This is a genomic window from Pseudomonas sp. MH9.2 (genome assembly GCF_034353875.1).
In the GTDB taxonomy this organism is placed as follows: domain Bacteria; phylum Pseudomonadota; class Gammaproteobacteria; order Pseudomonadales; family Pseudomonadaceae; genus Aquipseudomonas.
Map to the genome: position 1 here is coordinate 789,438 of NZ_CP133784.1, position 14,995 is coordinate 804,432.

Below are 14,995 nucleotides of genomic sequence, written 5' to 3' on the forward strand. Positions count from 1 at the left end.
CGTGGGACGAAGCTGGTTCATTCAACAATCAGGCAGGACATCGCGATCAACCGCGACCCTGCCCGACAGACGAAATCAGATATCCAGCAGCAGACGAGCCGGGTCTTCCAGCAAGTCCTTGATGGTAACCAGGAAGGTAACTGCTTCTTTACCGTCGATCAAACGGTGGTCATACGAGAGTGCCAGATACATCATCGGCAGGATCACGACCTCACCCTTGACCGCCATTGGACGCTCCTGGATTTTGTGCATACCCAGAATAGCGGCTTGTGGCGGGTTGACGATCGGGGTCGACAGCAACGAACCGAAGGTACCACCGTTGGAGATGGTGAAGGTACCGCCAGTCATGTCGTCCATGGTCAGCTTGCCGTCTTTGGCTTTCTTGCCGAAGTTGGCAATGCCGCCTTCGATTTCAGCCAGGCTCATCAGTTCGGCGTTACGCAGCACCGGCACAACCAGACCACGGTCGCTGGACACGGCAACACCGACGTCGGAGTAGCCGTGGTAAACGATGTCAGTGCCGTCGATCGAGGCATTGACCGCAGGGTAGCGCTTCAGCGCTTCTGTGGCCGCTTTCACGAAGAACGACATGAAGCCCAGACGTACGCCGTTGTGCGACTTCTCGAACAGGTCCTTGTACTTCGAACGCAGGTCCATGACCGGCTTCATGTTGACTTCGTTGAACGTAGTCAGCATCGCCATGTTCGACTGAGCGTCAACCAGACGCTCTGCAACCTTGGCACGCAGGCGGGTCATAGGAACGCGCTTCTCGACCCGATCACCGGCCGAGAACACTGGAGCAGCCGCAGCGACTTTGGCAGGCGCAGGGGCAGCGGCTGGAGCGGATTTCTTCGCTTCAATCGCAGCGACCACGTCTTCCTTGGTCACACGACCATCTTTACCAGTGCCTTTGACGTTGTTCAGGTTGATGCCGTTTTCTTCAGCCAGCTTGCGCGCAGCTGGAGCACCGATTGCATCTTCGTCGCCAGCAGCAGCGGCTGGAGCCGCCGCTGCTTGGGCTGTTGCAGCAGGAGCGGCAGCCACTGGAGCAGCAGAGGCAGTAGCGCCTGCATCCAGGGTTGCGATCAGTTCATTGGACAGGACAGTCTCGCCCTCGCCCTTCACGATCGATGCCAACACGCCGTCAGCTTCAGCCAACACTTCGAGAACAACTTTGTCAGTCTCGATGTCGACCAGCAGCTCGTCACGCTTTACCGCTTCGCCCGGCTGTTTATGCCATTTGGAAATGGTGCCATCGGCAACTGATTCCGGGAAAGAGGGGGCTTTGATCTCGATAGCCATTATCTGTAATTCCTTAAATTCGGTTTCTAATGCACGAAGGCGTTAAACAGTGAAGGCATCTTGCAGCAGTTTTGCCTGCTGCTCGGCGTGCATTGATGCATAACCACAAGCAGGAGCCGCAGAGGCGTCACGACCAGCGTACTCAAGGACCAATGCCTTGTTGTGACCGCTGATGATACGACGCATGTGATGCTGGCTGCAGTACCAGGCGCCCTGGTTCATTGGCTCTTCCTGACACCAGACGATGTGCTTGAGGTTTTTGTACGGGCCCAGGACTTCGATCAAGTCGTCTTCCGGGAACGGGTACAGCTGCTCAATACGTACGATGGCGATGTCATCACGACCTTCGGCACGGCGTTTTTCCAGGAGGTCGTAGTAGACCTTGCCGCTACACAGCACGAGGCGACCTACTTTTTCCGGATCCTGCACGTCGACTTCTGGAATAACAGTCTGGAACGAACCTTCAGCCAGATCTTCCAGGGTCGAAATTGCCAGTTTGTGGCGCAACAGGGACTTCGGCGTCAGCACAATCAGCGGTTTACGCAGCGGACGAATGACCTGACGACGCAACAAGTGGTAGATCTGAGCCGGGGTCGTCGGTACGCACACCTGAATATTGTGCTCGGCGCACAATTGCAGGTAACGCTCCAGACGCGCAGACGAGTGCTCTGGCCCCTGACCTTCATAACCGTGCGGCAGCAGCATGGTCAGACCGCACAGACGGCCCCACTTGTGCTCGCCACTGGTGATGAACTGGTCAATAACCACTTGGGCACCGTTGGCGAAGTCGCCGAACTGGGCTTCCCAGATAACCAGTGCATTAGGCTCGGTGGTCGAATAACCGTATTCGAACGCCAATACCGCTTCTTCCGACAGCAGGGAGTCGTACAGGTCGAAACGTGGCTGACCTTTGTACAGATTCTGCAGAGGAATGTAGGTAGCGCCATCTTTCTGGTTATGCAGCGTCGCATGGCGGTGCGAGAACGTACCGCGGCCGATGTCCTGACCGGTCATGCGAATCGGATGACCTTCGAATGCCAGGGTCGCGTACGCCATGGTTTCGGCGTAACCCCAGTTGATCGGCAGGCCGCCAACTTGCATTTTCTGACGATCTTCGTAGATCTTCGACACCTGGCGCTGAACCACGAAGCCTTCTGGCAGCTCCATCAGTTTGGCGGACAGTTCTTGCAAGGTCTTCAAGTCGAAACGGGTGTCGTGACGAGCAGTCCAGGCATGGCCCAGATATGGACGCCAATCGACGAACAGTTCTTTGTTCGGCTCTTTGACCAGGCTTTTTACTACATGCAGACCGTCGTCCAGCGCATTGCGATAGTCGTCGATTTTTGCCTGCACGCGCGCGTCGTCGAGAATACCAGCCAGGGTCAGGCGCTCGGCATACAGCTCGCGAGTGGTGCGCTGTTTGGCAATCTGCTGGTACATCAACGGCTGGGTACCGCTTGGTTCGTCAGCTTCGTTGTGGCCACGACGACGGTAGCAGACCAGATCGATCACCACGTCACGCTTGAACTGCATGCGGTAGTCGATGGCCAACTGGGTCACAAACACGACGGCTTCAGGGTCATCACCATTCACATGGAGAATCGGCGCCTGAATCATCTTGGCAACGTCGGTTGCGTACTCAGTGGAGCGCGCGTCTTCCGGGTTGCTGATGGTGAAGCCAACCTGGTTGTTGATGACGATATGGACCGTGCCGCCCGTCTTGAAGCCGCGAGTCTGCGACATCTGGAAGGTTTCCAGGACCACGCCTTGACCTGCGAACGCAGCGTCACCGTGGATGGAAATTGGCAGAACCTTGTCACCGGTCGGATCGTTACGACGATCCTGACGTGCACGCACCGACCCTTCTACCACAGGAGAAACGATCTCCAGGTGAGACGGGTTGAATGCCATCGCCAAGTGGACTTCGCCACCGGCTGTCATCACGTTGGACGAAAAGCCCTGGTGATATTTAACGTCACCGGAACCGAGCTCGACCTTTTTCTTGCCTTCGAACTCGTCGAACAAATCGCGCGGGTTCTTGCCGAAGGTGTTGACCAGGACGTTCAGACGTCCCCGGTGGGCCATGCCGATCACGATTTCTTTGGTGCCGTAAGAGCCCGAACGCTGGATCAACTCATCCAGCATCGGGATCAGGCTTTCGCCGCCTTCCAGACCGAAACGCTTGGTGCCGGGGTATTTGGTACCCAGGTATTTTTCCAGGCCTTCAGCGGCAGTCACGCGCTCGAGCAAGTGGCTTTGGATGTCAGCGGAGAACGCTGGACGCCCGCGCACGCTTTCGAGGCGCTGCATAAACCAGTTACGCTGCTCGGAATCGACAATATGGGTAAATTCAGAGCCAATGGTGCGGCAATATGTCTGCTGCAACGCTTCGAGAATTTCGCGTAGGCTAGTTTCCTCTTTGCCGATGAACAAATCCCCGGCGCGGAAGGTTGTATCAAGATCAGCGTTCGTCAGACCGTAATGATTGATCGACAAGTCGGCTGGCGCAGGACGTTGCCACAATCCCAGCGGATCGAGTTGGGCGCCCTGATGGCCCCGCATCCGATAAGCCTGGATCAGTCGCAAAACTTCAACCTGCTTCTTCTCGTGTTCGCTGCTCACGCTACCGGCGGAAACCGGTTGGGCGCGGCGCTGGTTTTTGGCCAGCAACACAAAGTGATCGCGGATTGTCGAGTGCGAAACATCGGTGGCAGTGCTGCCGTCAGCTGGCAACTTCTGAAAGTAGGTGCGCCATTCTTCTGGCACAGCGTTAGGGTCGTGCAGGTAGAGCTCGTAGAGCTCTTCCACATAGGCAGCGTTACCACCGGAAAGGTGGGCACTGTTCCACATGCGCTGCATCACGCTTTCTTGCATGCTTGGTCACCCTCGGTAAGGGGACACCACCGGCGAAGACACCGCAGTAAACCTGACAAAGTCCATGTGAAACGACTCAGACAAGCCACCAAGGTTCACGCAGATAGTCCGGGTACCAGCCCGGATGCCCCTGCTGGTCTCATTTCTTCAAAGTAAGAGCCGCAGCTTTATGAGCTACTGCTCAGGTTAAAACTACGGCGCCGGTTGAAGCCTGCGCCGCAGCTAGTACAGGTACATCAGTTACGGGTGTTGCGGTGCTACGAGTACAACAGTCAAATCAGACGCCGCTTTGCAGCAGCATGCTGCGAACGTGACCGATAGCCTTGGTTGGGTTCAGGCCCTTCGGACACACGTTCACGCAGTTCATGATCCCGCGGCAGCGGAAAACGCTGAACGGGTCATCCAGCGAAGCCAGACGTTCCTGGGTATGAGTGTCACGGCTGTCAGCCAGGAAACGGTAGGCTTGCAGCAGTGCAGCTGGACCGAGAAACTTGTCAGGGTTCCACCAGAAGGACGGGCAGGAAGTCGAGCAGCAAGCGCACAGAATGCACTCGTACAAACCGTCCAGCTTCTCGCGTTCTTCTGGCGACTGCAGACGCTCGATGGCCGGAGCCGGCGTGTCGTTCAGCAGGTAAGGCTTCACCTTCTCGTACTGCTTATAGAAGATGCTCATATCGACGACCAGGTCACGAATAACCGGCAAACCAGGCAGTGGACGGACCACCAGCTTGTTGCCCTTGACCACGGCAGACAGCGGCGTGATACATGCCAGGCCGTTTTTACCGTTGATGTTCATGCCGTCTGAGCCACACACGCCTTCACGGCAAGAGCGACGATAGGAGAAACCCTCGTCCTGCTCTTTGATCAGGGCCAGCACGTCCAGAACCATCAAGTCTTTACCGTTGGTATTGACCTTGAATTCCTGCATGAACGGTGCAGCGTCCTGATCCGGGTTGTAGCGATAAACACTGACTTGCAACATATCGGCCACCCTTAATAAGTGCGGATCATGGGCTGGAAAGTCGGAACAGTCTTCGGCGAGAAGTTCACGGCACGCTTGGCTACGCGTTTTTCACCCGGGAAATACAGGGTGTGGCACAGCCAGTTCACGTCATCGCGATCTTCAAAGTCTTCACGGGCATGAGCGCCACGGGACTCTTTACGATTTTCTGCGGCAATCGCGGTAGCTTCGGCAACTTCCAGCAGGTTTTGCAGTTCCAGAGCTTCGATCCGAGCCGTGTTGAACGCTTGGCTCTTGTCGTTGATCTTGACGTTGGCGATGCGCTCGCGCAGGCCTGCCAGCTGAGCAATACCCTTCTGCATGTATTCGCCAGTACGGAACACACCAAAGTAGTTCTGCATGCAGCTTTGCAGTTCTTTACGCAGCGAAGCGACGTCTTCACCGGTGGTCCGCGCGTTCAAGCCAGCAAGGCGCTCGAGTGCGAAGTCAACATCGGTTTCAGTTGCGCGGCGGTATTCAACACCTTCACGCAGGCTTTGTTCCAGATGGATACCGGCTGCGCGGCCGAAGACCACCAGGTCGAGCAACGAGTTACCGCCCAGACGGTTAGCCCCGTGCACCGATACACAAGCCACTTCGCCGACAGCGAACAGACCTGGAATGATGGTGTCAACGCCAGCAGCGTTCTGGGTGATTGCCTGACCATGAATGTTGGTGGCAACACCACCCATCATGTAGTGGCATGTCGGAACCACAGGAACCGGATCGGTCACTGGATCGACGTGAGCGAATGTCTTGGACAATTCGCAGATACCTGGCAGACGGCTGTGCAACACTTCTTCGCCCAGGTGATCGAGCTTGAGCATTACGTGATCGCCATCTGGACCACAACCGTTACCGGCGATGATCTCTTTAACCATGGAGCGTGCTACCACGTCACGACCAGCAAGGTCTTTGGCGTTCGGAGCATAACGCTCCATGAAACGCTCGCCGTGCTTGTTGATCAGGTAACCACCTTCACCGCGGCAACCTTCTGTAACCAGTACACCTGCGCCGGCGATGCCGGTTGGGTGGAACTGCCACATCTCGATATCCTGAACCGGCACGCCTGCACGCAGCGCCATGCCGATACCGTCACCGGTATTGATCAGTGCGTTGGTGGTCGACGAGTAGATGCGACCAGCGCCGCCAGTGGCCAGTACCGTCGCGTTTGCGCGGATGTACGAAGTTTCACCGGTTTCGATGCAGATCGCGATGATACCGACGAACACGCCGTCCTGGTTTTTCACCAGATCCACTGCATAGTATTCGTTGAGGAATACAGTGCCGGCTTTCAGGTTGGCTTGGTAAAGAGTGTGCAACAACGCGTGACCGGTACGGTCGGCAGCTGCGCAAGTACGTGCAGCCTGACCGCCCTTGCCAAAGTCTTTTGACTGACCGCCAAATGGACGCTGATAGATGCGGCCTTGCTCGGTACGGGAGAACGGCAGACCCATGTGCTCAAGTTCGAAGACCGCTTCAGGGCCTACGGAACACATGTATTCGATAGCGTCCTGGTCACCGATGTAATCGGAGCCCTTGACGGTATCGTACATGTGCCAGCGCCAGTCATCGTTTGGATCTGCGGAGGCGATGGCACAGGTAATGCCACCCTGAGCAGAAACGGTATGGGAACGAGTCGGGAATACCTTTGTAACTACAGCGGTCTTGTGACCGCCCTGGGCCAGCTGCAATGCTGCGCGCATGCCAGCGCCGCCGCCACCAATGATGATAGCGTCAAAAGAAAGCGTATTAATGTTAGCCATGAATCAGATACCCCAAAGAATCTGCACACCCCAGACGAAGTAAGCGAACATCGCGATGCCGCAGACAGCCTGGAAGAGGAAACGTACTGCAGTCGCGGACTTGCCCAGCGCCATCGGCGTCAGGTAATCGGTTGCGATGGTCCACATGCCAACCCAGGCGTGAGCGCCCAGAGCAACAAAGGCCAGCAGACTGAAGATACGCATCGCGTTGTTAGCGAACAGCGCGTGCCATTGGGCGTACCCCAGGCCAGGGTTCGCGATGAGGTACCCGATCAGGAATATGAAATAAGCCGCGAGCACGACCGCAGATACGCGCTGCGCCATCCAGTCATAGAGGCCCGAACGCGACAGGTTAGTGACGTTGGTTACCATATCCATACTCCCGCCAGAACGATCAGCACCGCGGAGACGGCGAGAACGATTTTCGAGCCCAGTTTGCCGCCTTCCAGCGTTTCACCGATGCCCATGTCCATGATCAAGTGGCGAATACCTGCCACCAAGTGATACAGCAAGGCGGACAGCAGGCCCCAAATTACTAGCTTGGCTAGCACACTGGTCAAACACGCCTTCACTTCCCCGAAACCTTCCTCAGAGCCCAGCGATTTGCCCAATGCATAAAGCATGATGGCAAGGCCGACAAAGAGGATGACACCGGAAATACGGTGAAGAATGGACGTGTAAGCAGTGACTGGGAGTTTGATGGTCCTTAGGTCGAGGTTTACAGGTCGTTGGCTATTCACGGCTTTTTTTCACACTTGAAGAGCCCCTAACAATCAGGGCAAAGTTGTTGGGAAGTGCACTGGTCAGGTACCCACCACCCAGGGAGTGACGACCCCTATGAAACAGGCCCTAAAGCCCCCGGCGGTCGGAGCCAGAGTATAGACAGTTAGGTCACTAATGACAACGCGCAGACTTCACGCTAATAGGCAATTGCGCCCGACTTATAAAAGGCGTAGACGGCTCGGATCTTCATGAAAAAACCTCGCCCAAAGCCCCCAGCAGCAAGACTTTAGGCAAATTGACTTTAAGATTTATCTCACTATAGTGGTGCGGGCCCTGCGTGGGGGGTCTGTCTGATGATTTGAAGCATATATAGGAGGCCACATGGCTGACAAAAAAGCGCAGTTGATCATCGAGGGCGCAGCCCCCGTCGAGCTGCCAATTCTGACCGGCACCGTGGGTCCCGATGTAATCGACGTTCGCGGTCTAACCGCCACCGGCCACTTCACATTCGACCCTGGTTTCATGTCGACCGCCTCTTGCGAGTCGAAGATTACCTATATCGACGGTGACAAAGGCATCCTGTTGCACCGCGGTTACCCGATCGAGCAGCTTGCTGCACAATCGGACTACCTGGAAACCTGCTACCTGTTGCTCAACGGCGAACTGCCAACGACTGAACAGAAAGCCCAATTCGTGATCACCGTGAAGAACCACACGATGGTGCACGAACAGTTGAAGACATTCTTCAACGGTTTCCGTCGCGACGCTCACCCAATGGCCGTTATGTGCGGCGTGGTGGGTGCCCTGTCGGCGTTCTATCACGACTCTCTGGACATCAATAACCCGCAGCATCGTGAAATCTCCGCGATCCGTCTGGTTGCCAAAATGCCTACTCTGGCAGCGATGGTGTACAAATATTCCATGGGGCAACCCATGATGTACCCGCGCAACGACCTGAACTACGCAGAAAACTTCCTGCACATGATGTTCAACACCCCCTGCGAGATCAAACCGATCAGCCCGGTGTTGGCCAAGGCAATGGATAAGATCTTTATCCTGCACGCCGATCACGAGCAGAACGCGTCGACCTCTACTGTGCGCATGGCTGGCTCCTCAGGGGCCAACCCGTTCGCCTGTATCGCTGCCGGCATCGCAGCCCTTTGGGGTCCGGCACACGGCGGCGCCAACGAAGCAGTATTGGCTATGCTCGATGAAATTGGCGATGTCTCGAACATCGACAAATTCATTGCCAAGGCCAAAGACAAGAACGATCCGTTCAAGTTGATGGGCTTCGGTCACCGGGTTTACAAAAACCGCGATCCGCGCGCCACCGTGATGAAGCAGACCTGCGACGAAGTACTCAGAGAGCTGGGCATCACCAACGATCCGCAGCTGGAACTGGCCATGCGTCTCGAAGAGATCGCCCTGACCGACCCGTACTTCATCGAACGCTCCCTGTACCCGAACGTAGACTTCTACTCGGGCATCATCCTGAAAGCTATCGGCATTCCCACCAGCATGTTCACCGTGATCTTCGCCTTGGCGCGGACTGTCGGCTGGATCTCGCACTGGAAAGAAATGCTCTCAAGCCCGTACAAGATTGGCCGTCCTCGCCAGCTGTACACCGGCTACGTGTCTCGCGACATCGTGCCGCTGGAAGATCGTAAGTAAGACTGCAAACCATTCTCGACCTCAACCATCGGGAATAAAAAAGGGCTGCCATTGGCAGCCCTTTTTTGTACCGCAGGGAAAGTTGCCCCCCCGACGATCAGAATCAATTACTTCTCTGCCTTCTCTTTCAACGCCTTCAAGGTATTGAAAGGAGCGTCCACCACAAACTTGTTGGCCAGCCAGGACGGCACGCTACCACCCGGCTCTGTATGAACCTGATACGTCACTTCAGTTTGATCGGCACCTTTGGGAACGAACTTCCAGAGACCTTCTACTTGCGCAACCCGCACAAAGCCTTTTTCCTCGGGGATATACGTTGGCACGCCCTTTAGCGTGCGCGTCAGGGTGCCATCAGCGCCCTGCTCGGAAGTCACCAGCAACACTGAGTCGCGCGGAGTCACAGGCCAAGGCGTATTGAACTGAGCGTAAGTCCACGTCCTGACGCCGTCAGACTTGAGCAACTTCTGCGACTTGCATTCATGAATCCAGGTACAAGCGCCCACAACATCTTCCTGCAGGCCGCGCAACTTGGCCACACTTGCCTTGATTATAGTGATACCGCGATAAGCCTTGTACTTGGAGCCCGCCACATCGCTCAAGGAGATATTGATACCCCCCTCATCCTTCGCAACTTTCCAGTCTTCAGCCTGAGCGGCAGCAGCCATCAATACAGTCAAACCACACACAACAGCTATCCGATGCAGCGAACCCATTGTTTTATTCCTTGTTGTCGAAGTTCTGGTAAACCGGTTTGCGGGAAATCAGTTCTGCTTAAGTAAAGGCCATCAAGCCACTGCGGTCGCTTGCTCCCACCAGCCAATCAGACGAATAGCCTCCGCCTGGTTCGACCCGCAGACCTCCTCATCCGCCGAAAACGCACTGCACACCGCAGGCCGATCAGGCCTGCCGAACAAAGCACACAGCGATTCGACAGAAAGATGCAGGCAACGTTCTCCTGCGGCCTTGCCATTGGGCATGCCAGGAATAGGCGAACTGATGGAGGGTGCAATGCAGCAGGCCCCGCAATCTGGACGACAGTCCATAACGAATATCCTCGCGACCGGCAATGGTTAAAATCGAAGGATATTACCCGTTTAAACGCCCGTTTGAAATCAGTCTGACGGCAGACTGCTCTTTAGCGCTACTGCTTGAACTCGAAATCGAGGGCAGCACCTTCGACTTCCCGCCGATTTTCGTCGCGCATTTGCAGCTTCATTGCGTTATTCAGTAAGCGGCCGTTGAGCTGGAAAGGACCTTCCGGAGCCGTTTTTTTCTCGCCAAACATGGGTGGCAATAAAGACTTGTTAACGATGGGCGCCACCGTACCAACGGGTGCCATCTCCTTGACCATATCTGTCGGCAGACTCAAGTCCAGATTCGGCTGGGAGAGACGAGTTTGCCGCACCACTTCACTCGCAGGCTTGGTCTTGCTGGACATTGGTGCGCGAGGCTTGGCAGGGGGCGATTCGGATGTGGCTTTGCTGGAGACAGTCTTTTGTACTGACGCCCTGGCCGAGGAGGTCACCACTACCGGAACCACCGGAATGTTAGGTTTCAACTCATGGATATGCACCTGCGGTGCGATTGGCGCAGGCGGCACGACGACCGACTCCCCCACGGCGCCCACTGGTATACCTGACGCCGCCCCAGACACGACCTTGGGCACCGGCGCAGCAGGTTTTTCAGGACCACAGGCACTCGCCAGTACAATTAACAGCAACCCGATACAACGAAGAAAATTCATAGACATAAATGGCAGCAAGGCAGAGGGCCATATGCTGGCCTGTTGAAGGGTTCATGACAAGCCAGCAGATTCAAACCGGACGAGTAAAGAGGCGCCGAGCACAGTACTCACCCGCGGGGTAATACCTCAGTAAGCTTGCGCCGTTTCTTGACACAGTTGCTTGGCGAGCATGCCCAAGGTCATCAGTGCGCGCTCCGCTTCGCGGTTCCACGGGATACCACAGTTGAGTCGAATACAGTGATTGAACTGTTCTGTATTGCTAAAAATAAGCCCCGGCGCGATGCTGATTCCCTGCTCCAGGGCGCGCACATGCAACTCTTGAGTGTTAACCCGCCCAGGCAAGCTTACCCACAGAATAAATCCTCCCGTCGGCCGACTCATTTGAGTCCCTTCAGGGAAGTACTGTTGCACCGCCAACTGGAACGCGCTCAAATTTTTGCGGTACTCCAGGCGAATGAACCTTAAATGTCGGTCATAACCGCCATTTTCCAGGTAAGCAGCAACGCCCATTTGGGTGACGCTGCATGCCGAATGAGTGCTGAATGTCTGTAATCGCTGGATTTCTGCTTGATACTTTCCGGCAATCGTCCAGCCGATACGCACACCAGGCGCCAAGGTCTTGGAAAAACTCGAGCAATAAATCACCCTACCCAACCGATCAAAGGCCTTCAACGCTTTGGTTCGCCCGAGTTCAAACATCAACTCGCCATAAATGTCGTCTTCCACAATCTGAATATCAAAATCCGAGGCGAGTCGCAACAGATGCCTCTGTCGCTCTTCAGGCACGGTCCCTCCCAATGGATTACTCAGACGCGACGTCATCACCAACGCCTTGATCGACCACTGGTTGGCCGCCAACTGCAACGCTTCAAGGCTGATGCCGGTGGCAGGATCACTCGGAATCTCGATGACCTTGAGCCCCAGAAGGTCGGCCATTTGCAACAAACCATAATAGGTGGGCGACTCAGTCGCGATCAGATCACCGGGCCTGGTCAGTACCCGCAAGGACATTTGCAACGCATCGACACAACCGTGGGTAATCACCACCTCGGACGGATCGACCACCACCCCGGCATCGCGCATGCGAATGGCAACCTGACGGCGCAACGGCTCGAAACCGGGACTGAACATATAGCTAAAAGCGCGCGGACTCTGAAAACGCGTCACTTTTGCCAGTTGCTGATGCAACGCCCGCACTGGCAGATAGTCTACGTGAGGCACTGCAGCCCCTAACGGAAATACACCTTCACGGCGTGACTCGACTAAAACCTGCTGGATGATGCTACTGCGGGTGACCAGACCAGGACGCTCTACGCGAGCAATGTCCGGGGTGGGCGCAGTCAACGCCGGTGTCTGGTGCACGTAATAACCCGACTGCGGCCGCGCCCGGATCAAACCTTGATCTTCAAGGTTTGCATAGGCCTGCAACACTGTTGCATGACTCACATTGAGCTGCGAACTCATTTTGCGTACAGAGGGCACGCGCTCACCAGGCTGATAGACACCCCGGCGAATATCCTCAGCCAGCTGCTGAGCAATGCGTTGATAAAGTAGAAGATTGGTCATGACGCGGCCCTCGATGCTGCTGACAACTTATTTTTATAGAGTGTTCAAGACGGGTGACTACCGTAACAGTAGGGAAGTGTACGGGGACAGTTTCTAGAAATGATAGCCCTCCTCAGCAGTGATAAAACAATTCCATCGAAAAACCCCCTGTTCGCCCCCATTTTTCTCAAAAAAAACCCGGCACCTTGCGGTCACCGGGTTTCTTTAACGAGAACGCCTAGCGCGCTGCACCCAAATGGCCTTTGTCGTCGGAGAAAACGATTTCAACCCGACGATTCTGCGCCCTTCCACGCTCCGAGGCGTTCGCTTCGACAGGGAATTCATCCCCATAGCCTTCGACCTGAAGACGCTTCTCGTCAATACCCAGATCCATCAGCAAATCAGCCACCGACTGCGCCCGATCCCTGGAAAGCTCAAGGTTTTCCTGCTTGCCGCCTGTGCTGTCGGTATAGCCTTCGATCCGCACGACGCGCTTGGGATTAAGCTGGAGAAATTGCACCAACTTGAGCACCGTGCGATTGGCCGAACTTTTTAGCTCAGCGTTCCCCGTATCAAATAGTACGTCGCCCAGGGTCATGACCAGACCGCGATCAGTCTGGATGGTGGCCAGAGCAACCATCTGCTCCTCCAGCCATTTGCCTTGCTGCTGCACACTGGACAATTTGGCTTCACGCAACGCGAGTTGCAGGCGCTGACGGTCTAGCTCCGACTTGGCCAACTGTTCCTGATTGAGCATCAGGTTAGTGTGCTCGCGAGCAATTTCGCTGTAGCGGCCGCTAAGGTAAGCGTAATGGCTGACGTCTGCGCCACTGCCCCAATAGCCGGACAAACGCTCGGCACGCCCTAACAATTCGCCGGCACGAATAACATCTTTGGGGGCGCCGCGCAGAACGTTGGTATCTTCTCTGACTTTCTGGAAGTCGGCACTGGCTTGCTGCACTGCCCGCTCGCTGTTCTGGTGCCCTGCACAACCATAAAGGCCAGCCGAACCCAGCAGCATGACTGCACTGATGATACGAGGGATACGATTCACTGAGCGACTCACTGAACGTCTCCCACTTGCTTACGCAGACGATTGAGGCGAGTGTTCAGCTGCATTATTTGCTCCTGACTCTTCTGGGTCAGGACGCGTGCTTCGGCGAGCCGCGCATCGAGTTCAGACTGCTCGGCCTGCATGCGAGCCTCTTTGAATGATTGGTTGGCCATGTCGGCGCGAGCCTGAATCAGTTTCGACTGGGCCAGTGTCAGCTCTGGGATTTCTTCGGTGGCACCCACCGCCTTGGCTTGATCCACTGCTTGCTCGGTCAGTCGTAACTGTTCGATTGGTGCCGGATCGTTGGCACAGCCGACCAGAGCAGCAAAGACTGTGGCGGCGAATAAAGCTCGAATACTCACGAAAACATTCCTACTTGTTTGGGGCGGTGGCTGGCAGCAGCAACTGCGCTTTCCAGAGTTCCAGATTGCGTTTCACCGCCTCGCCTGACAGGCCGGAGGCGGCCGATTCTGTCATCTTTTTGGCCAGCTGTCCGCGTAACCAAGGATCATTGCAGGCTGAATTGAATGACAACGCCAAGTACAGCCCCTGCTTATCCAGTGGCAAAGGCTGCGCAACCAGGTCCGCAGACACCCCCAATGCCTGGGCCATCGCCAGACCGGCGTAACGGCCCGCCAGTACATATTCAACCTGCCCCAGAATCAATTTTTGAAACGCCTGAGTCAGATTCTCGGTGCGTTCAAGTCTCAGATGCTCACTGACTAGCGCCTCAAAGGGTTGTGTGAAGCGAATTTTGTTCGATACCGCGCCTGGGTGATCGCGCAGATCGGCAAGCACATTGAAGGGCTGCGCATGATCATGTCGAGTCCAGACAACGATTTCGTTCTGGGTGATCGAAGGATGAATGTAATCAAGCGATTCAAGTTCCGACGTCTTCAACGGCGCGTCGGCCAACAGGTCCATACGCCCACTGCGCACTTCTTCCAACGCCTGACTGCGCTTACCTGCATACAGCAGCTCTACTTTCAGGCCCAACTCTTCAGCTGCTTGTTTGAGCAGGTCGGCATTGGCGCCCATCAGGTGCTTCGGGTCTTGGGGGTCACGCCATAAATAAGGCGGCGCATCAGGGCTGCCTGTCACGATCAGACGCTCACATTTGCCCGCGGCGAAACTCAGTGATGGCAACATGAACACGCCTAAAAGAAGCGATGGCAATAGCAGCCGAGGCCTGCTCATAGGTCAATCCTTAATCGAATCCAATAAAAAACCCGCTCATCGAAGGCCGTGGGAATCTGCGGCGTAGCGCAATTTCACACAGCCCGAAATGAACGGGTTCTCTTTATAAGTGAAGAGCC

At 55.7% G+C, this 14,995-nt stretch carries 14 protein-coding genes; 1 reads left to right on the forward strand and 13 read right to left on the reverse strand.

The window, feature by feature from the left end; translation table 11 throughout:
* Positions 1 to 75: 75 nt before the first annotated feature.
* The 6 genes from odhB to sdhC all read right to left on the reverse strand — a co-directional run bounded on the left by odhB (position 76) and on the right by sdhC (position 7,682).
* On the reverse strand, positions 76 to 1,302 hold the full coding sequence (odhB, locus tag RHM55_RS03560; RefSeq protein ID WP_322179545.1) for a 2-oxoglutarate dehydrogenase complex dihydrolipoyllysine-residue succinyltransferase: 1,227 nt from the start codon (positions 1,300 to 1,302) through the stop codon (positions 76 to 78).
* 42 nt (positions 1,303 to 1,344) lie between these two features.
* A complete protein-coding gene (locus RHM55_RS03565; protein ID WP_322179546.1) occupies positions 1,345 to 4,176 on the reverse strand; it encodes a 2-oxoglutarate dehydrogenase E1 component in 2,832 nt (943 codons plus the stop codon).
* A 277-nt stretch (positions 4,177 to 4,453) separates the two neighbouring features.
* On the reverse strand, positions 4,454 to 5,158 hold the full coding sequence (locus tag RHM55_RS03570; RefSeq protein ID WP_219060805.1) for a succinate dehydrogenase iron-sulfur subunit: 705 nt from the start codon (positions 5,156 to 5,158) through the stop codon (positions 4,454 to 4,456).
* Between the two features lie 11 nt (positions 5,159 to 5,169).
* Complete coding sequence (sdhA, locus tag RHM55_RS03575) at positions 5,170 to 6,942, reverse strand: succinate dehydrogenase flavoprotein subunit (RefSeq protein WP_219060804.1); 1,773 nt, start codon at positions 6,940 to 6,942, stop codon at positions 5,170 to 5,172.
* 3 nt (positions 6,943 to 6,945) lie between these two features.
* The gene (gene sdhD / locus RHM55_RS03580; protein WP_219060803.1) at positions 6,946 to 7,314 is read right to left on the reverse strand and encodes a succinate dehydrogenase, hydrophobic membrane anchor protein; all 369 of its coding nucleotides are present in this window, start codon (positions 7,312 to 7,314) and stop codon (positions 6,946 to 6,948) included.
* On the reverse strand, positions 7,308 to 7,682 hold the full coding sequence (sdhC, locus tag RHM55_RS03585) for a succinate dehydrogenase, cytochrome b556 subunit (RefSeq protein ID WP_322179547.1): 375 nt from the start codon (positions 7,680 to 7,682) through the stop codon (positions 7,308 to 7,310). Before sdhC ends, sdhD begins: the two co-directional genes overlap by 7 nt.
* Before the next feature lie 364 nt (positions 7,683 to 8,046).
* On the opposite strand from sdhC, the gene gltA reads away from it, so the two are divergent.
* The gene (gene gltA / locus RHM55_RS03590; protein ID WP_322179548.1) at positions 8,047 to 9,336 is read left to right on the forward strand and encodes a citrate synthase; all 1,290 of its coding nucleotides are present in this window, start codon (positions 8,047 to 8,049) and stop codon (positions 9,334 to 9,336) included.
* A 107-nt stretch (positions 9,337 to 9,443) separates the two neighbouring features.
* Here the strand turns inward: gltA and RHM55_RS03595 are convergent, their stop codons facing one another.
* From RHM55_RS03595 to RHM55_RS03625, 7 genes are all read right to left on the reverse strand, one after another.
* Positions 9,444 to 10,049, reverse strand: a complete 606-nt coding sequence (locus tag RHM55_RS03595; protein WP_322179549.1) for an START domain-containing protein — start codon at positions 10,047 to 10,049, stop codon at positions 9,444 to 9,446.
* Between the two features lie 72 nt (positions 10,050 to 10,121).
* The gene (locus RHM55_RS03600; protein WP_322179550.1) at positions 10,122 to 10,379 is read right to left on the reverse strand and encodes a YkgJ family cysteine cluster protein; all 258 of its coding nucleotides are present in this window, start codon (positions 10,377 to 10,379) and stop codon (positions 10,122 to 10,124) included.
* 98 nt (positions 10,380 to 10,477) lie between these two features.
* On the reverse strand, positions 10,478 to 11,098 hold the full coding sequence (locus tag RHM55_RS03605; protein ID WP_322179551.1) for a translation initiation factor 2: 621 nt from the start codon (positions 11,096 to 11,098) through the stop codon (positions 10,478 to 10,480).
* Between the two features lie 108 nt (positions 11,099 to 11,206).
* Complete coding sequence (locus RHM55_RS03610; protein ID WP_322179552.1) at positions 11,207 to 12,646, reverse strand: PLP-dependent aminotransferase family protein; 1,440 nt, start codon at positions 12,644 to 12,646, stop codon at positions 11,207 to 11,209.
* A gap of 217 nt (positions 12,647 to 12,863) precedes the next feature.
* The gene (locus RHM55_RS03615; protein WP_407074636.1) at positions 12,864 to 13,646 is read right to left on the reverse strand and encodes an OmpA family protein; all 783 of its coding nucleotides are present in this window, start codon (positions 13,644 to 13,646) and stop codon (positions 12,864 to 12,866) included.
* Positions 13,647 to 13,687: 41 nt separating this feature from the next.
* Complete coding sequence (locus tag RHM55_RS03620; protein ID WP_322179554.1) at positions 13,688 to 14,041, reverse strand: DUF4398 domain-containing protein; 354 nt, start codon at positions 14,039 to 14,041, stop codon at positions 13,688 to 13,690.
* A gap of 10 nt (positions 14,042 to 14,051) precedes the next feature.
* On the reverse strand, positions 14,052 to 14,876 hold the full coding sequence (locus RHM55_RS03625) for a substrate-binding periplasmic protein (protein WP_322179555.1): 825 nt from the start codon (positions 14,874 to 14,876) through the stop codon (positions 14,052 to 14,054).
* Positions 14,877 to 14,995: the final 119 nt, after the last annotated feature.